This is a genomic window from Streptomyces sp. NPDC020958, from assembly GCF_055562175.1.
The window spans coordinates 193,569-210,928 of sequence record NZ_JBVHFU010000010.1 but is presented as its reverse complement, the minus strand read 5'-3'; the positions used below and the strand labels follow the sequence as shown (position 1 = coordinate 210,928).

The 17,360-nt window shown below is 71.7% G+C and carries 17 protein-coding genes; 12 read left to right on the top strand and 5 right to left on the bottom strand.

The genetic code is table 11. The annotated features are described in order from the left end of the window. Positions 1-54: 54 nt before the first annotated feature. Entirely contained in the window at positions 55-3,594 is a 3,540-nt protein-coding gene (gene dnaE, locus ACZ3KP_RS26955) for a DNA polymerase III subunit alpha (RefSeq protein WP_467502304.1), read from the top strand. 111 nt (positions 3,595-3,705) lie between these two features. Here dnaE and ACZ3KP_RS26950 read toward each other — a convergent pair whose 3' ends face one another. Continuing rightward, positions 3,706-3,885: a hypothetical protein gene (locus ACZ3KP_RS26950; protein WP_358975711.1), complete on the bottom strand. Its 180-nt coding sequence runs from the start codon at positions 3,883-3,885 to the stop codon at positions 3,706-3,708. Positions 3,886-4,106: 221 nt separating this feature from the next. On the opposite strand from ACZ3KP_RS26950, the gene ACZ3KP_RS26945 reads away from it, so the two are divergent. The 4 genes from ACZ3KP_RS26945 (at position 4,107) to ACZ3KP_RS26930 (ending at position 8,068) form a co-directional block, all read left to right on the top strand. After that, a complete protein-coding gene (locus tag ACZ3KP_RS26945; protein ID WP_467502303.1) occupies positions 4,107-5,324 on the top strand; it encodes an NYN domain-containing protein in 1,218 nt (405 codons plus the stop codon). Between the two features lie 78 nt (positions 5,325-5,402). Next, positions 5,403-6,422, top strand: a complete 1,020-nt coding sequence (locus tag ACZ3KP_RS26940) for an ABC transporter ATP-binding protein (RefSeq protein ID WP_467502302.1) — start codon at positions 5,403-5,405, stop codon at positions 6,420-6,422. A gap of 118 nt (positions 6,423-6,540) precedes the next feature. Then, positions 6,541-7,368, top strand: coding sequence for an ABC transporter permease (locus ACZ3KP_RS26935; RefSeq protein WP_467502300.1), 828 nt, complete (start codon positions 6,541-6,543; stop codon positions 7,366-7,368). Positions 7,369-7,402: 34 nt separating this feature from the next. Further along, positions 7,403-8,068 carry an AAA family ATPase gene (locus tag ACZ3KP_RS26930; protein WP_467502299.1) on the top strand — a complete coding sequence of 222 codons (666 nt, stop codon included), beginning with the start codon at positions 7,403-7,405 and terminating at the stop codon, positions 8,066-8,068. Between the two features lie 55 nt (positions 8,069-8,123). Here the strand turns inward: ACZ3KP_RS26930 and ybaK are convergent, their stop codons facing one another. The 4 genes from ybaK to ACZ3KP_RS26910 all read right to left on the bottom strand — a co-directional run bounded on the left by ybaK (position 8,124) and on the right by ACZ3KP_RS26910 (position 12,169). Then, positions 8,124-8,630: a Cys-tRNA(Pro) deacylase gene (gene ybaK, locus ACZ3KP_RS26925; RefSeq protein WP_467502297.1), complete on the bottom strand. Its 507-nt coding sequence runs from the start codon at positions 8,628-8,630 to the stop codon at positions 8,124-8,126. 16 nt (positions 8,631-8,646) lie between these two features. After that, a complete protein-coding gene (locus tag ACZ3KP_RS26920; RefSeq protein WP_132886239.1) occupies positions 8,647-9,387 on the bottom strand; it encodes an LON peptidase substrate-binding domain-containing protein in 741 nt (246 codons plus the stop codon). Positions 9,388-9,398: 11 nt separating this feature from the next. Further along, positions 9,399-10,454, bottom strand: coding sequence for a hypothetical protein (locus ACZ3KP_RS26915; RefSeq protein ID WP_467502296.1), 1,056 nt, complete (start codon positions 10,452-10,454; stop codon positions 9,399-9,401). Between the two features lie 137 nt (positions 10,455-10,591). Then, a complete protein-coding gene (locus ACZ3KP_RS26910) occupies positions 10,592-12,169 on the bottom strand; it encodes an oxidoreductase (protein ID WP_467502294.1) in 1,578 nt (525 codons plus the stop codon). A gap of 248 nt (positions 12,170-12,417) precedes the next feature. On the opposite strand from ACZ3KP_RS26910, the gene hisD reads away from it, so the two are divergent. The 7 genes from hisD to ACZ3KP_RS26875 are packed head-to-tail and all read left to right on the top strand — an operon-like array spanning position 12,418 to position 17,346. Then, a complete protein-coding gene (gene hisD, locus ACZ3KP_RS26905; RefSeq protein WP_467502292.1) occupies positions 12,418-13,743 on the top strand; it encodes a histidinol dehydrogenase in 1,326 nt (441 codons plus the stop codon). Continuing rightward, the gene (locus ACZ3KP_RS26900) at positions 13,740-14,846 is read left to right on the top strand and encodes a histidinol-phosphate transaminase (RefSeq protein WP_467502291.1); all 1,107 of its coding nucleotides are present in this window, start codon (positions 13,740-13,742) and stop codon (positions 14,844-14,846) included. The genes hisD and ACZ3KP_RS26900 overlap by 4 nt, the downstream gene beginning before the upstream one ends. Further along, positions 14,843-15,436, top strand: a complete 594-nt coding sequence (gene hisB / locus ACZ3KP_RS26895; protein ID WP_123977923.1) for an imidazoleglycerol-phosphate dehydratase HisB — start codon at positions 14,843-14,845, stop codon at positions 15,434-15,436. The genes ACZ3KP_RS26900 and hisB overlap by 4 nt, the downstream gene beginning before the upstream one ends. After that, positions 15,433-15,597 (top strand): hypothetical protein, encoded by a 165-nt coding sequence (locus tag ACZ3KP_RS26890; RefSeq protein ID WP_046729563.1) that lies wholly within the window; start codon positions 15,433-15,435, stop codon positions 15,595-15,597. Before hisB ends, ACZ3KP_RS26890 begins: the two co-directional genes overlap by 4 nt. Further along, entirely contained in the window at positions 15,588-16,235 is a 648-nt protein-coding gene (hisH, locus tag ACZ3KP_RS26885; RefSeq protein WP_358975679.1) for an imidazole glycerol phosphate synthase subunit HisH, read from the top strand. Before ACZ3KP_RS26890 ends, hisH begins: the two co-directional genes overlap by 10 nt. Then, positions 16,232-16,957, top strand: a complete 726-nt coding sequence (priA, locus tag ACZ3KP_RS26880; protein WP_467502290.1) for a bifunctional 1-(5-phosphoribosyl)-5-((5-phosphoribosylamino)methylideneamino)imidazole-4-carboxamide isomerase/phosphoribosylanthranilate isomerase PriA — start codon at positions 16,232-16,234, stop codon at positions 16,955-16,957. The genes hisH and priA overlap by 4 nt, the downstream gene beginning before the upstream one ends. Continuing rightward, complete coding sequence (locus ACZ3KP_RS26875) at positions 16,954-17,346, top strand: RidA family protein (protein WP_467502288.1); 393 nt, start codon at positions 16,954-16,956, stop codon at positions 17,344-17,346. The genes priA and ACZ3KP_RS26875 overlap by 4 nt, the downstream gene beginning before the upstream one ends. Positions 17,347-17,360: the final 14 nt, after the last annotated feature.

Sequence of the window (17,360 nt, the reverse complement as noted above, 5' to 3'; positions counted from 1 at the left end):
GTCCGCAGCCGGTCGGAAGATCGTGGAAGCCTGTTCTTTTTGGAGGCAGAACCAGTGTCGAAGCCGCCCTTCACGCACCTGCACGTCCACACCCAGTACTCCCTGCTGGACGGTGCCGCGCGGCTGAAGGACATGTTCAACGCCTGCAACGAGATGGGCATGACGCACATCGCCATGTCCGACCACGGCAACCTGCACGGGGCGTACGACTTCTTCCACTCGGCGAAGAAGGCCGGGGTGACCCCGATCATCGGGATCGAGGCGTACGTCGCCCCCGAGTCCCGGCGGAACAAGCGCAAGATCCAGTGGGGGCAGCCGCACCAGAAGCGGGACGACGTCTCCGGTTCCGGTGGTTACACGCACAAGACGATGTGGGCGGTGAACAAGACCGGCCTGCACAACCTCTTCAAACTGTCCTCCGACGCCTACGCCGAGGGCTGGCTGCAGAAGTGGCCCCGGATGGACAAGGAGACCATCTCCCAGTGGTCCGAGGGGATCGTGGCCTCCACCGGCTGCCCCTCCGGTGAGGTGCAGACCCGGCTGCGGCTCGGCCAGTACGACGAGGCGCTGAAGGCCGCCGCCGACTACCAGGACATCTTCGGCAAGGACCGTTACTTCCTGGAGCTGATGGACCACGGCATCGACATCGAGCACCGGGTGCGCGACGGCCTCCTGGAGATCGGCCGGAAGCTCGGCATCCCGCCGCTGGTGACGAACGACTCGCACTACACGTACGCGCACGAGGCGGCCGCCCACGACGCCCTGCTGTGCATCCAGACCGGCAAGAACCTCTCCGACCCCGACCGCTTCAAGTTCGACGGCACCGGCTACTACCTGAAGTCCACGGACGAGATGTACGCCATCGACTCCTCGGACGCCTGGCAGGAAGGCTGCGCCAACACGCTCCTGGTCGCCGAGATGGTCGACACCACGGGCATGTTCGAGAAGCGCGACCTCATGCCCAAGTTCGACATCCCCGAGGGCTACACCGAGGTCTCCTGGTTCAAGGAGGAGGTCCGCCGGGGCATGGACCGCCGCTTCCCGGGCGGTGTCCCCGAGGACCGGCAGAAGCAGGTCGAGTACGAGATGGACGTCATCATCCAGATGGGGTTCCCGGGCTACTTCCTGGTCGTCGCCGACTTCATCATGTGGGCCAAGAACAACGGCATCGCGGTGGGCCCCGGCCGAGGCTCCGCGGCCGGCTCGATCGTCGCCTACGCCATGGGCATCACCGACCTCGACCCGATCCCGCACGGCCTGATCTTCGAGCGGTTCCTCAACCCCGAGCGCGTCTCCATGCCCGACGTCGACATCGACTTCGACGAGCGCAGGCGCGTCGAGGTGATCAGGTACGTGACCGAGAAGTACGGCGCCGACAAGGTCGCCATGATCGGCACCTACGGCAAGATCAAGGCCAAGAACGCCATCAAGGACTCCGCGCGCGTGCTCGGCTACCCGTACGCCATGGGGGACCGGCTCACCAAGGCGATGCCCGCCGACGTCCTCGGCAAGGGCATCGACCTCGACGGCATCACCAACCCCTCGCACCCGCGGTACAACGAGGCGGGCGAGATCCGTGCCATGTACGAGAACGAGCCGGACGTCAAGAAGGTCATCGACACCGCGAAGGGCGTCGAGGGCCTGGTGCGGCAGATGGGTGTGCACGCGGCCGGCGTGATCATGTCCAGCGAGCCCATCGTCGACCACGCCCCGGTCTGGGTGCGGCACACGGACGGCGTCACCATCACGCAGTGGGACTACCCGCAGTGCGAGTCGCTCGGCCTGCTGAAGATGGACTTCCTCGGCCTGCGCAACCTGACGATCATGGACGACGCCGTCAAGATGGTGAAGTCCAACAAGGGCATCGACCTCGACCTGCTGTCCCTGCCGCTCGACGACCCGAAGACCTTCGAACTCCTCCAGCGCGGCGAGACCCTGGGCGTCTTCCAGTTCGACGGCGGCCCCATGCGCTCCCTGCTGCGCCTGATGAAGCCCGACAACTTCGAAGACATCTCCGCCGTGTCGGCGCTCTACCGTCCCGGCCCGATGGGCATGGACTCGCACACCAACTACGCGCTGCGCAAGAACAAGCTCCAGGAGATCACCCCGATCCACAAGGAGCTGGAGGAGCCCCTGGAAGAGGTCCTGGCCGTCACCTACGGCCTGATCGTCTACCAGGAGCAGGTGCAGAAGGCCGCGCAGATCATCGCGGGCTACTCGCTCGGCGAGGCCGACATCCTGCGCCGCGTGATGGGCAAGAAGAAGCCCGAGGAACTGGCGAAGAACTTCACCATCTTCCAGGCCGGTGCCCGCAAGAACGGCTACAGCGACGAGGCCATCCAGGCGCTGTGGGACGTGCTGGTCCCGTTCGCCGGATACGCGTTCAACAAGGCGCACTCGGCCGCGTACGGCCTGGTCTCGTACTGGACCGCGTATCTGAAGGCGAACCACCCCGCCGAGTACATGGCGGGGCTGCTGACCTCGGTCAAGGACGACAAGGACAAGTCGGCCGTCTACCTCAACGAGTGCCGGCGCATGGGCATCAAGGTGCTCCCGCCGAACGTCAACGAGTCGGTGCACAACTTCGCCGCGCAGGGCGACGACGTGATCCTCTTCGGCCTGGAGGCCGTCCGCAACGTCGGTACGAACGTGGTCGAGTCGATCATCAGGAGCCGCAAGGCGAAGGGCAAGTACAGCTCCTTCCCCGACTACCTCGACAAGGTCGAGGCGGTCGCGTGCAACAAGCGCACCACGGAATCGCTGATCAAGGCGGGCGCCTTCGACTCCCTGGGGCACACCCGCAAGGGCCTCACCGCGCACTTCGACACGATGATCGACAACGTGGTCGCGGTGAAGCGCAAGGAGGCCGAGGGGCAGTTCGACCTGTTCGGCGGGATGGGCGAGGAGGAGAGCGACGAACCCGGCTTCGGCCTCGACGTCGTCTTCACCGACGAGGAGTGGGACAAGACCTATCTGCTCGCCCAGGAGCGGGAGATGCTCGGTCTGTACGTCTCCGACCACCCGCTCTTCGGCCTGGAGCACGTGCTCTCCGACAAGGCCGACGCCGGCATCGCGCAGCTGACCGGCGGTGAGCACGCCGACGGCGCGGTGGTGACGATCGGCGGCATCATCTCGGGTCTCCAGCGCAAGATGACCAAGCAGGGCAACGCCTGGGCGATCGCCACCGTGGAGGACCTCGCGGGCTCCATCGAGTGCATGTTCTTCCCGGCGAGCTACCAGCTGATCTCCACCCAACTCGTCGAGGACGCGGTGGTGTTCGTCAAGGGCCGGCTCGACAAGCGCGAGGACGTGCCGCGGCTGGTCGGCATGGAACTCACGGTCCCGGACCTGTCCAACGCCGGCACCAACGCGCCGGTGATCCTCACCATCCCGGCCACCCGGGTCACCCCGCCGATGGTCAGCCGGCTCGGCGAGATCCTCAGCCACCACAAGGGCGACAGCGAGGTCCGGATCAAGCTCCAGGGTCCGACCAGGACGACGGTGCTCCGCCTCGACCGGCACCGGGTGAAGCCGGATCCGGCGCTGTTCGGCGACCTGAAGGTGCTGCTCGGCCCGTCCTGCCTGGCCGGATGAGCGGCGGCACGGCCCGCTGAGCCGTGCGCGTGCCGGAGGGGCGCACCCGATGCGGGTGCGCCCCTCCGTCGTGCCCGGGCTTCAAGAGCCCCGGCGGACCTGCCGGTCCGCTCAGTTGTGGCCGAAGCGCTTCTGCTGCTTACGGGCAACATCCGCGGGGCTGCCCTGGATGTGCGACACCGGCGAGTCGTGGGACTCGGCCGACGTGCGCTGCGCGTGCTCGTGGGCCTGCTCGGCCTGGGGCGCGCGGTTCTGCGAGCCACCCTGCTTGCGGTTCTTGTTCTTGGCCATGGTGATCTGCCTCCTGTGGGGGATCTAGGGGCCGAATTCAGATTCACATAGGCTGACAACAGACGCATTTCGGATAATTACCCTGTGTAACAGGGCTTGTCGGCGAGGAAGGTCCCGAAACGCCACGCCGAAGATCGAGTTCGGGCCGTTAACCCCCGCGCCGTCGGGCAGACTCGAAGGAAGCCCCGAAAAGCAAACCTCCCGGAAAGAGGGTGAGTCGCGTGGACCGCTGCATCGTCCTGGTGGACGCCGGGTATCTGCTGGGGGCCGCCGCCAGTCTCCTCGCCGGTGAGCCCTCCCGATCCCGGATCACCGTCGACCACGCCGCGCTGATCCAGGCGCTGCGCGAGCGCGCGGAGTCCGACACCGAACGTCCACTGCTGCGCATCTACTGGTTCGACGGCGCCCCCGACCGCGTTCCGCAGCCGGAGCACCGCCGGCTGCGCGTGATGCCCCGGGTGACCGTCCGGCTCGGCGCCCTGACCCGCAGCGACGGACGCTGGGCGCAGAAGGGCGTGGACGCGGCCATGCACGCCGAGCTGACCGAACTGGCCCGCAACCGCGCCTGCTCCGACATCGTCCTGGTGACCGGCGACGGGGATCTGCTGCCGGGCATGATGGCCGCCAAGGAGCACGGGGTCGCCGTGCACCTGTGGGCCGTGCAGGCCGCCGACGGCGACTACAACCAGTCCGAGGACCTGGTCGCCGAGGCCGACGAGCGGCGGGTCCTGGACCGCGCGTGGATCACCCAGGCGGTCCGGGCCAAGGAGCTGACCGCGGTCTGCGCGCCTACGCCTGCGCCCCGGCCGGAGATCGCCGCGATCCTCTCCGCACCGCTGCCCGAGTCGGCGCCGGCCGCCGCGGAGACCGGCACCGAGGAGGGCGAGCGGGCGCCGGTGGCGGGCGCCGCCGGGAGCGGGGCGCAAGAAAGGGTGCCCGCCCCGAAGGGGGTGCCGACGCCGAAGGACCTCGCGGCGCTGCGGGCGCCGGGGGCGCAGCCGGTGCACCCGGCGACCACCGCCACGCTGCGGTGGTCCTCCGACAAGGGGTGGGTGGACCGGCCGGGCACCGTCGCGGAGTCGGCGGAGGCGGCCGCCATGCCGACGCTGGCCCAGCTGACCACGGCGGAGCAGCGGTGGGCCGACCGGGAGGAGGACATCACGACCGTCGGCGGCGATCCGTACGAGGTCGGACAGGTGTTCGCCCGGCGGTGGATCTCGCGGCTCGGCGACCAGGGGCACCTGCACCGGCTGTCCGGGATGTACCCGCGGATTCCGCACCGGATCGACGGGGAGCTGCTGCGGTACGCGGCGCGGTTCGGGTTGCTCGCACACAAGGACGACCAGATCGACGAGCACGACCGGTACGCCATCCGGGCGGGGTTCTGGAGAGAGTTCGACGTGCCGGCGGGGGCCGGGGAACATGCCTCCTCGGAGTGACCTTCCCCCTGCCCCTGACGGGGCCCCGAGGCGCCCCAAAGACGAGTAAACGTGTGCGACCCCGTACTCTCGTGCCTTGTGAGTACGCGCGTGGGTCGGGCACTTCGGCAACAGGGTGACGTCGTGTGTGCCGTGCGTGGGCTGACCAAGACCTACGCCGCGGTCAAGGGGCGACGCGGCGCTCCCGGTGTGCCCGAGGTGCGGGCCACCGACGGGGTGGAGCTGGAGGTCCGGCGGGCGGAGATCTTCGGGCTGCTCGGGCCGAACGGGGCCGGGAAGTCCACGCTGGTGCGGCAGCTCACGGGGCTGCTGCGGCCCGACTCGGGCGGTGTCGAGATCCTCGGGCACGACATCGTGCGGCATCCGGAGCGGGCGTCGCGGATCCTCGCCTACCTCGGGCAGCAGTCCAGCGCCCTCGACGAGCTGACCGTCTCGCTCGCCGCCGAGACGACCGGGCGGCTGCGCGGCCTCGACGTACGGCAGGCGCGCCGGGAGCGCGACGCCGTCCTGGAGGAGCTGGGGCTGACGCCGATCGCCGGGCGGGCGCTCAAGAAGCTCTCCGGCGGACAGCGGCGGCTGGCCTGCTTCGCCGCAGCGCTGGTCGGGGAGCGGCCGCTGCTCGTGCTGGACGAGCCGACGACCGGGATGGACCCGGTGGCCCGGCGGGCGGTGTGGGCCGCCGTCGACCGGCGGCGCGCCGAGCGGGGCACGACCGTCGTCCTGGTCACCCACAACGTGATCGAGGCGGAGACCGTCCTGGACCGGGTCGCCGTACTGGACCAGGGGCGGGTCATCGCCTGTGACACCCCCGCGGGGCTCAAGGAACGGGTCGCCGGCGAGGTGCGGGTCGAGCTGGTGTGGCGGGAGCGGGCGCCGCTGGACGTGCCCGAGGTGGCCGCCCTGCGGGGGCGTGCCGTCGAGTCCGGCCGGCGCTGGACGCTGCGGCTCGCGCCCGAGGAGGCCCGGGCCGCCGTCGCCACGGTGACCGGCGGGGCCGCCTTCGCCGCCCTGGACGACTTCACCCTCGCCACGCCCAGCCTGGAGGACGTCTACCTGGCGCTGGGCGGCGCCGCACGGCAGGGGCTGGTGAAGGCGTGACGGTGGATACGAGAGTGAACGCGGCGGCGGGCGGGCCCGTACGGGAGGACGCGGCGGCCGTACGTGCCGTGGGCGCCGTTCGGAATGCCGTCGCCGTCGGGAAGAGGAGCAGCGCGACGTGAGTGTCGTACCCGCGGAGATCCTGCCGGGCGGTGCCCTGGGCGCGGAGGAGACGGCGCCGGGCGGCGCGGTGGCCGAGCTGGGGCCGCGTGCCCGGCTGTGGCCGTCGCTGACGGCCGTCTACCGGGCGCAGCTGTCCCGCGCCCGGGTGGCGCGGATCCCGCTGCTGTTCGTCGCGACCTTCCAGTCCGTCGGCATCATGATCATGATGCGCGGGGTGGTGGACAACCGGGGCGAGGCCCAGTCCGTGGTGGCCGGCTCCTCGGTGGTCGTCGTCGCCTTCGTGGCCCTGAACCTGCTGGCGCAGTACTTCGGGCAGCTGCGGGCGAGCGGTGGGCTCGACCACTACGCCACCCTGCCGGTGCCGCCGGCCTCCGTGGTGCTCGGGGCCGCCGCCGCATACGCCTCCTTCACGGTGCCGGGCACGCTGGTGACGGCCGCCTTCGGGTGCGTGCTGTTCGGGCTGCCGCTGGGGAACCTGTGGGTCCTCGTCGCGGTGATCCCGCTCGCCGGGGCCGCCCTGGCCGGACTCGGCGCCGCCTGCGGACTGCTGGCGCCGCGCCCCGAACTCGCCACGCTGCTCGGGCAGCTGGGCATGTCGGCGGCGCTGCTGCTGGGCGTGCTGCCGCCGGACCGGATGCCGGAGTTCATCCGGTTCGCGCGCGACCTGCTGCCGTCGACGTACGGCGTCGAGGCCTACGCCCGTACCTTCGGGGCACGCCCCGACTGGGCCGTCGTCCTCGCCGACCTGGGTGTGTGCGCGGCGGTCGGGGTGGTGTCGCTGGCCGTCGCGACCTGGGCGTACCGTCGGGCCGCCGTCCGGTGACGCGCCGCACAGCACGACCTGGCACGATGTCAGGGTGACCGCACCGTTGACGCCGCCTCCGCCGCCGCACGACCAGCCCTCGCACCAGGCCTGGCAGGTGCCGCCGCCCGCCGGGGCGGCCGCGGGAACGTGGGGCGAGTACGGACAGGACGGTCCCGGGATGAAGACGGAACTGCGGGAGGCCGCGGTCGTCGCGGTCGCGCTGGCCGTGAGCGGGGTGCTGCTGGGGCTGCTGTGGCTGTGGCTGGCGCCGCACGTGCCGCTGGTGGGGGACCGGTCCGGCCGGAGCTGGGTGGTCTACCTCAAGGACACCGAGGGCGAGCAGGCGGCCGGCGTGGACGGCACGTTCACGCTGCTGGCGCTGGCCTTCGGGGCCGTGAGCGCGGTGGCGGTGTTCCTGTGGCGGCGGCGCGGGGGCGTGCCGCTGGTGGTGGCGCTGGGCGTCGGCGGGCTGCTCGCCTCGCTGCTGGCGTGGCGGCTGGGGATGTGGCTGGGGCCACAGCAGGACGTGATCGCGCATGCCAAGGCCGCGGGGAAGGGCGTGACCTTCTCGGCGCCGCTGAAGCTCGGGGCGAAGGGGGCGCTGCTCGCGTGGTCGTTCTCGGCGCTGCTGGTCCAGCTGGGCCTCACGGCGCTGTTCGGCCCCCGCGACCCGGAGCCCCCCTACGAGGAGGGCCCGTACGCGGCCCCGCCCGCCTAGGAGTCCCCCCGCCGGCCTGGGAGTCCCCCCGCCGGGGCGCGGCCGTGCCGGGAGATCAGGGGCGGCCGATCCGGGCCAGGGTGGCGCCCGTCAGCGTCGCCAGGGAGGCCGGGGCGAGTTCCACCTCCAGGCCCCGGCGGCCTGCCGACACGCAGATCGTGGCGTGGGACGACGCCGACGCGTCCAGGACCGTGGGCAGCTTCTTGCGCTGGCCGAGCGGGGAGATGCCGCCCCTGACATAGCCCGTGGTGCGTTCGGCCAGGGCCGGGTCCGCCATCGCCGCGCGCTTGCCGCCCACCGCCGTGGCCAGGGCCTTGAGATCCAGGCTGCCCGCCACCGGCACCACCGCGACCGTCAGGGTGCCGTCCACGTCCGCGACCAGCGTCTTGAAGACGCGGTCCGGGGACACGCCCATGGCCTCCGCCGCCTCCTCGCCGTACGACGGGTGGGCGGGGTCGTGGTCGTAGGAGTGGACGGTGAAGTCCACGCCCGCCGCGGTCAGTGCCACCGTCGCCGGGGTGCCGCCCGCGGACTGCTGCTTCTTGTTCGCCTTCTTCGGCATGTCACAGGCCCCCTGCTCAGTTCAGACTCGTCGGCGACCGCGTCAGCTCCGCCGCGGGCAGCGACGGCAGGTTACGGATGATCGCCGTCTCGGAGCGAAGGAGTTTCAGCTCGTCACGCAGGCGTGAGGCGGTGTCGGGGGCCTGGAGCAGGCGCTGCTTGGTGGGCGTGTCGTGCATCATCGCGGCGGCCACCAGGTAGGAGACGACGGACGGTTCGTCCGGGAGCTCGATCCCCGCGGTCAGGGAGCGCTCGCGGGCGCCGGCCAGCCGCTTCTGGTACTGGCGGAACGCCCGCAGGACCCCCTCCGCCAGCGGGCCGGCCTCGTCGCCCTGGTCCTCCGGCAGCTCCTCCAGCTCGGCCGTCAGGAAGGGCCCGGAGGTGTCCACCGACAGCAGCCGCACCCGGTTCGTCCCCGTCGCCAGCACCTCGAACGTGCCGTTGGCCCGCTCCCGGATCGTCGCCGCGTCCGCCACACAGCCCACCCCGTGGAAGGACTTGAGGGGGTCGGGGCCGAAGCCGGCCGCCGGGCCCTTGTCCGGCTGGGCCGTCGGGTCCGGCATGCCCGGTGCGCTCGGTGCCACCTCGTGGCCGTCGCGGATCGCCACCACGGCGAACCGGCGCGGTTCTTCCTCGGGTGTCTTCAGCAGGTCGCGCATCATGGCGCGATAGCGCTCCTCGAAGATGTTCAGCGGCAGCACGAGCCCCGGGAACAACACCGAGTTCAGCGGGAAGAGGGGGAGACGGACGGTGGTCACGGCGCCACAGCCTAGTGGTCATCGGCGGTGACGTGCCCGCCGTGCTCGGTCCGTGGGCGCCCGGGGCCTCCCGGGGAGGGGATCGCTCCGGCCTCCGGGACGGGTTCCGTCCCGGCCAGCAGGTGGGCGCGCAGCCGTACGAAGTGGCCCAGCGGGTCGTCGGACAGGCGGTCCCAGGGGAAGGACGTGGCGTACGGGCCGATCAGGTGCAGCTGGGTGCGGGCGGCCTCCCAGCGTTCCAGGCGGACCAGGAGGTACATCAGCTTGTTGCGGACCTCGGCGGGCCACAGGTCGCCCGCCGGGAACCGGGCGGACAGGGCGATCGCCCGGTCGGCCGCCGCGTCCAGCCGGGCCCGGGGCACCTCGGGACCGCAGCCGTCGGTGAGGTAGGCGAACGCCGCGCGGGCCGGCAGGGCCTGGACGAGCGAGTCGGCGGGCGCGTCCTGCGCGGCCAGGTCGGCGAAGTCGAAGCACTCGTGGTGCGAGCCGTGCCAGTAGGTGGCCAGGTAGCGCAGGGCCGCCACATGGCAGCCGTAGTGGTGCGGGGCCCGGCGGACCGCCGCCTCCCACAGCTCCTCGAAGTACTTGTGGCCGGCGTTCGAGCCTCGGGCGTGGTCCAGGGCGATCCGCCACGGCACCGGGTCCCGGTCGTCGCCGCGGGCGGCGCTCGTGATCACGGAGCTCACCGCGCGTAGCACCTCGCTCCGGGCGGGGGAGTTCCAGGCGTGGTCCACCGCCAGCTGGGCGCGCAGCACGAGCAGGTCGGGATCCTGCGGGGTGGCCAGGTGCCACTCGTCGAGCCACTCCGGGCGGGAGCGGGCGAACAGGGCGAGGCGGCGCACGTACCGGTCCCGGGCCTCCCACTCGGCCGCCGCCCGGGTGGCGGCGAGCAGTCCCGCGGCGGGTCCGTAGGCGCCCTGACCGGCCGCGATCAGCGCCGGAGCGAGCCGCTCGTCGGGTGCGTCGAGGAGTACCTCGTCCTCGGCCGGCGGGAGCGGACCGAGGGCGGGGCGCGAAGTGGTTCTTGCCGTCCGTGCGGAGCGGAACAGCGCGCGCAGCGAAGCCATGGTCCCGCCATTGAAGGTCGGCGGGTCGGGCTCGCGCCAGACCGTCGGGCCAACTCCGCGAAAGTTGTACGGACAAAAGTCAAAGGAAGGTAAAAGGTGAGGTCTGCTCATCTGCTGGAGTGCCGCCGAGGGCCCGGCTATCCGCGCCTGAGCAGGCGGGTGGCCCCCGCCGCCACCGTCGTCGCGAGGATCCAGCCCAGCAGGATCATCACCGTCGACGCCCACTCCCACCCGCCGCTGAGGCGCCACTGACCGGCCTGGCCCAGGTCGATCACCGGCAGCAGCAGGTCGAGGACGAACAGCGCGGGCTCCCACGTGGGGTGGCCGCCGGGGTTCATCGGCGGATGCGGGGCGTGCGCGAAGGCGAGCGTGCCGGCCGCCCACAGCACCGCCATCCACACCGCCGCCCGGCCCGGCCGGTACCCGTAGGCCACGGTCAGGTCCTGGGCGTAGCCCCAGAGCTTGCCGGCCAGCGGCAGCGTCTCGCGGCGCCGGCGCTGCTTGGCGAGCAGCACTTCGCGCGCGTCCTCGTCCTCGCCGGCGGCCCGCAGCACGCTCGCCAGCCGCTCGTACGGCTCCGGGTTGTACTCGGCGGTCGCCGCCGCCACCCAGCCGAGCCGCCGGGTCAGCGGGAACGGGCCCTGCGGCACCAGGTTCTCGTAGGCGAAGCCGCCCATGTGCAGCCGCCCGGGACCCGGCCAGCTGGTCGCCCGGTCGACCAGGCTGACGACCCGGGCGCCGGACAGCAGCACCCGGCCGCGCTGCGGCTCCTCCCCGAGGAACCGCAGCTCCGGCGCCTGCACCCGGCGCAGCGACAGCTCCTGGTCGTCGGTGAGGGCGAGCCGCGCCCGCTCCAGGTCCACCGCGTCCCCGAAGCGCCCGTCGTCCAGCCGGATGCCGCCCCGGCACTCGAACCGCTGGATCCGCGTCCCGCGCGCCGGGGTCGTCCCGCTCTGCCAGGGCCCGCCCACCCCGGCCGGGGTCAGGTACAGCGTGCGGCCGACGGTCAGCTGGGGCGCGTTGAGGGCGTACCGCCCGTCGGGGTTGAGCAGCCGCGCGCCGCGCAGGCTCAGCGAGACGCCGACCTTCGCGCTGCGCAGCCTCAGCTCGCCGTGCGACTCCAGGAGGTCCGCCTGGAGGTCCTGGCCGACGGTCATGCCGTCGGCCGCGATCGACCGGCCGCTGCGGTCCCGGTGGACCACCGCCTCGTTCAGCAGCAGGTCCGTGCCGATGTGGGCGTCGGTCAGCCGGACCCCGCCGAGGAATCGGCAGCGCAGCAGGTTGAGGTCGCCCTCCGTGCGCAACCGGGCCGCCTCCAGGCGCGGCGCCGCGCAGTCCACGAACCGCACGGTCGTGAAGTGTGCCTCCGGCAGCAGGATCTCGTCGTCGAACCGGCAGCCGCGCAGCTCCACGTACGGCAGGACGGTCCCGCCCGCGAGGTCCAGCGTGCCGCTGATCCGCACGCCGGCCAGCTTCAGCGAGGACACCCGGCCGGCGAGCGCGGGCGGGCCGTCGAGCAGCAGCCAGCAGACGATCCGGGCCCGCACGGTCCGCTCCGGTCCCCACGGGTGGCCGCCGTGCGGATCGTCCACGCGCGCGTCGCCGCTGCTCAGGTCGTACACGCTGCCGTTGCGGAACGCCTGCCACATGCCGGCCTCGGTCGCCGTCAGATCGTCCGGCAGGTCGCCGTCCTGGACGCCGTCCCCCTCGGTCACGGCTCTTCCTTCCTCCCCGGCTACTCGTGAGTCATGTGCTCGCCCAGCGGTGATGCCCGTCCGTCACGCCTCGAACACACGACGTGAGGGTGATCTTCCGTTTCCGGCCAGGGCCGCGCACCGGCCGCCGGCCCCCGGCCCGTCGCCCGCCGTCGCCCCACGGTAGGGACCCGCCGTCGGCCCGCGTTCTGTATCAGCCATTGATACGCGCGAACCGTCCGTCACAGCGGTCTGCGAGAATTGGTCGTGTGATCTCCCGAATCGATCTGCGCGGCGACGCCCTTCCCGAGGGACCCGCCCTGCGCGACCTGCTGCCCCGAGCCGACTTCGACGTCTCGGCCGCCCTGGAGAAGGTGCGTCCGATCTGCGAGGCCGTGCATCATCGGGGCGACGCGGCGCTGATCGACTTCGCCGAGAAGTTCGACGGGGTCGTCCTCGAGCAGGTGCGGGTGCCCGCCGAGGCACTGGCCAAGGCGCTGGACGAGCTCGACCCCGCCGTGCGCGCGGCCCTGGAGGAGTCCATCCGGCGCGCCCGTCTCGTCCACCGCGAACAGCGTCGTACGACCCACACGACCCAGGTCGTGCCCGGCGGCTCGGTGACCGAGAAGTGGGTGCCGGTCGAGCGGGTCGGCCTGTACGCGCCCGGCGGCCGGTCGGTCTACCCGTCCTCCGTGATCATGAACGCGGTGCCCGCGCAGGAGGCCGGTGTCCCGTCCATCGCGCTCGCCTCGCCGCCGCAGGCCGACTTCGGCGGACTGCCGCACCCCACGATCCTCGCCGCCTGCGCGCTGCTCGGCGTCGACGAGGTGTACGCGGCCGGCGGCGCCACCGCCGTCGCGATGTTCGCGCACGGCACCGAGTCCTGCCCGGCCGCCAACATGGTCACCGGCCCCGGCAACATCTGGGTGGCCGCCGCCAAGCGCTACTTCACCGGCAGGATCGGCATCGACGCCGAGGCGGGCCCGACCGAGATCGCCGTCCTCGCGGACGCCACGGCCGACCCGGCGCACGTCGCCGCCGACCTGATCAGCCAGGCCGAGCACGACCCGCTGGCCGCCGCCGTCCTGGTCACCGACTCGGTCGAGCTCGCGGACGCGGTCGAGAAGGAGCTGGAGCCGCAGGTCGCGGCGACCCGGCACGTCGACGACCGGATCGTCCCGGCCCTGAAGGGCAGGCAGTCCGCGATCGTCCTGGTGGACGGCGTCGAGGAGGGCCTCAGGGTCGTCGACGCGTACGGCGCCGAGCACCTGGAGATCCAGACCGCCGACGCCGCCGCCGTCGCCGACCGGGTCAGGAACGCGGGCGCGATCTTCATCGGCCCCTGGGCGCCGGTCTCCCTCGGGGACTACGCGGCCGGTTCCAACCACGTGCTGCCCACCGGCGGCTGCGCCTGCCACTCCTCGGGCCTGTCCGTCCAGTCCTTCCTGCGCGGCATCCACATCGTCGACTACACGAAGGACGCGCTGGCCGAGGTCGCGCACCACGTGGTCACGCTGGCGGAGGCGGAGGACCTGCCCGCGCACGGCGCGGCGATCAAGGCAAGGTTCGGTTGGAAGGTACCCGAAGGCAAGTGACCGGCATCGACGATCTGCCCGTACGGGACGAGCTGCGCGGCAAGTCCCCCTACGGCGCGCCCCAGCTGGACGTCCCGGTCCGGCTGAACACGAACGAGAACCCGTATCCGCTGCCCGAGCCCCTGGTCGAGCGGATCACCGAGCGGGTCCGCGAGGCCGCCCGCGATCTGAACCGCTACCCCGACCGGGACGCGGTACAGCTGCGCACCGAGCTGGCCAGGTACCTGACGGAGACCGGGAAGTACCCGGTCGGCGTCGAGAACGTGTGGGCGGCCAACGGCTCCAACGAGGTCATCCAGCAGCTGCTGCAGACCTTCGGCGGACCGGGCCGCACGGCGATCGGCTTCGAGCCGTCGTACTCGATGCACGGGCTCATCGCGCGCGGCACCGGTACGGGCTGGCTCTCCGGTCCGCGCGCCGCCGACTTCACCATCGACGCCGAGGCCGCCGCCCGCGCGATCGCCGAGCACCGGCCCGACGTCGTGTTCGTCACCACCCCCAACAACCCCACCGGCAACGCGGTACCGCCCGAGACGGTCCGCGCGCTGTACGAGGCCGCCCAGGCGGCGAAGCCGTCGATGGTGATCGTCGACGAGGCGTACGTCGAGTTCAGCCACGGCGCCTCGCTGCTGCCGCTGCTCGAAGGTCGGCCGAATCTCGTCGTCTCCCGCACCATGTCCAAGGCCTTCGGCGCGGCCGGCCTGCGCCTCGGCTACCTCGCCGCGCACCCCGCGGTGGTGGACGCGGTCCAGCTCGTACGGCTGCCGTACCACCTGTCGGCGATCACCCAGGCGACCGCCCTGGCCGCCCTGGAGCACACCGGCACGCTGCTGAAGTACGTGGAGCAGCTGAAGGCCGAGCGGGACCGGCTGGTGGCCGAGATGCGGGCGCTGGGCCTGGAGGTCACCGAGTCCGACGCCAACTTCGTGCAGTTCGGGCGGTTCGCCGACCCGCACGGCGTGTGGCAGAAGATCCTCGACCGGGGGGTCCTCGTCCGGGACAACGGCGTACCCGGCTTCCTGCGGGTGTCCGCCGGAACCCCCGAAGAGAACGACGCGTTCCTCGACGCGGTACGTGAAGTCAAGAAGGAGCTGGACGCATGACCCGCGTAGGGCGCGTGGAGCGCACCACGAAGGAGACCTCGGTCCTGGTCGAGATCGATCTCGACGGCACCGGCAAGACCGACATCGCCACCGGCGTCGGCTTCTACGACCACATGCTCGACCAGCTCGGGCGGCACGGCCTGTTCGACCTCACCGTGAAGACCGACGGCGACCTGCACATCGACTCCCACCACACCATCGAGGACACCGCCCTCGCCCTCGGCGCCGCCTTCAAGCAGGCGCTCGGCGACAAGGTGGGCATCTACCGCTTCGGCAACTGCACGGTCCCGCTGGACGAGTCCCTCGCCCAGGTGACCGTCGACCTGTCCGGCCGCCCGTACCTCGTGCACACCGAGCCCGAGAAGATGGCGCCGATGATCGGCGAGTACGACACCACGATGACCCGGCACATCCTGGAGTCCTTCGTCGCCCAGGCGCAGATCGCCCTGCACGTGCACGTGCCCTACGGACGCAACGCGCACCACATCGTGGAGTGCCAGTTCAAGGCGCTGGCCAGGGCGCTGCGCTACGCCTCCGAGCGTGACCCGCGCGCGGCCGGCATCCTCCCCTCCACGAAGGGCGCGCTGTGAACGGCCTCTCGACCGTCCTGATCGTCGTCGGCCTCTTCCTGGTCGGCGGCATCATCTCCTTCGTCAAGCAGAAGATGCCCACCAGCCTGATCGTGCTGCTGTCGATAGGCGCCGCGATGTGCCTGGTGGCGGGCGTCATGAGGCTGGAGGTGTGGAATTGACCGCTCCCAAGAGCGTGGTCGTCTTCGACTACGGCTTCGGCAACGTCCGGTCCGCCGAGCGCGCCCTCGCCCGCGCCGGGGCCGACGTCGAGATCACCCGTGACTTCGACAAGGCCATGAACGCGGACGGGCTGCTGGTGCCGGGCGTCGGCGCCTTCGCCGCCTGCATGCAGGGCCTCAGGGAGGCCCGCGGGGACTGGATCATCGACCGCCGGCTGTCCGGCGGGCGGCCGGTGATGGGCATCTGCGTCGGCATGCAGATCCTGTTCGGGCACGGCATCGAGCACGGCGTCCGCACCGAGGGCCTCGACGAGTGGCCGGGCGCCGTCGAGCCGCTGCAGGCCGAGATCGTGCCCCACATGGGCTGGAACACCGTGGACGTACCGGACGGCTCCCAGCTGTTCGCCGGACTGGACGCCGACGCGCGGTTCTACTTCGTGCACTCCTATGCCGTCCACGAGTGGGCGCTGGAGACGCACAACGCCGCCATCCGGGCGCCGCTGGTGACCTGGTCGACGCACGGCAAGCCGTTCGTGGCGGCCGTGGAGAACGGCGCCCTGTGGGCGACCCAGTTCCACCCCGAGAAGTCCGGCGACGCCGGCGCCCAGCTCCTCACCAACTGGATCGGAACACTGTGAGCACGCTCGAACTCCTCCCCGCCGTCGACGTCCGCGACGGCCAGGCCGTCCGCCTCGTGCACGGCGAGTCGGGCAGCGAGACCTCCTACGGCTCCCCCCTGGAGGCCGCCCTCTCCTGGCAGCGGTCGGGCGCCGAGTGGCTGCATCTGGTCGACCTGGACGCCGCCTTCGGCACCGGCGACAACCGCGCCCTGGTCGCCGAGGTCACGAAAGCCATGGACATCAAGGTCGAGCTGTCCGGCGGCATCCGCGACGACGCCACCCTGGCCGCCGCCCTCGCCACCGGCTGCACCCGCGTCAACCTCGGTACGGCCGCCCTGGAGACCCCGGAGTGGGTCGCCAAGGTCATCGCCGAGCACGGCGACAAGATCGCCGTCGGCCTGGACGTGCGCGGTACGACCCTCAGGGGCCGCGGCTGGACCCGCGACGGCGGCGACCTGTACGAGACGCTGGCCCGCCTCGACAAGGAGGGCTGCGCCCGCTACGTCGTCACCGACATCGCGAAGGACGGCACCCTCCAGGGCCCGAACCTGGAACTGCTGAAGAACGTGTGCGCGGCCACCGACCGGCCGGTCGTGGCCTCCGGCGGCGTGTCGTCGCTGGACGACCTCCGCGCGATCGCCGAGCTGGTACCCCTCGGTGTCGAGGGCGCCATCGTCGGGAAGGCCCTGTACGCGAAGGCGTTCACCCTGGAAGAGGCCTTGGAGGCTGTGTCGTCATGACGTCCGGAGCCGTACGGCGCGTGCAGAGCGAAAGTCCCTGGGAAGAGAGTTTCGGATTCGCGCGCGCCGTGGCGGCGGGCGACCGGGTGCTGGTCGGCGGTACCACGTCCTTCAAGGGGACGGTGCTGTACGGCGAGGGCGACCCTTACGAACAGGCCAAGGTGGCCTTCACCAGCGCCATCGAGGCGATCGGCGAGTTCGGGCTCGACGTCGGGTCGGTGGTCCGGACCCGCATGTACCTGACCCACGTACGGGACGTGGACGCGGTGGGACGGGCCCACAAGGAGATCTTCGACGCGGTGCGCCCGGCGTCCACCCTGCTGGTGGTGGAGGGCTTCGTCGACCCGCGCATCCTGGTCGAAGTGGAACTGGAAGCCTTCCGAGGCTAGAGGCACAGAGGCAC

What these genes read in the sequence shown, in the direction of transcription:
- ACZ3KP_RS26950 (WP_358975711.1), bottom strand. Translation starts at nt 3,885, where the DNA reads ATGGCCAAGAACAAGAACCGCAAGCAGGGTGGCTCGCAGAACCGCGCG.
- ybaK (WP_467502297.1), bottom strand. Translation starts at nt 8,630, where the DNA reads ATGCCGAAGAAGGCGAACAAGAAGCAGCAGTCCGCGGGCGGCACCCCG.
- ACZ3KP_RS26915 (WP_467502296.1), bottom strand. Translation starts at nt 10,454, where the DNA reads ATGGCTTCGCTGCGCGCGCTGTTCCGCTCCGCACGGACGGCAAGAACC.
- hisB (WP_123977923.1), top strand. Translation starts at nt 14,843, where the DNA reads ATGACCCGCGTAGGGCGCGTGGAGCGCACCACGAAGGAGACCTCGGTC.
- ACZ3KP_RS26875 (WP_467502288.1), top strand. Translation starts at nt 16,954, where the DNA reads ATGACGTCCGGAGCCGTACGGCGCGTGCAGAGCGAAAGTCCCTGGGAA.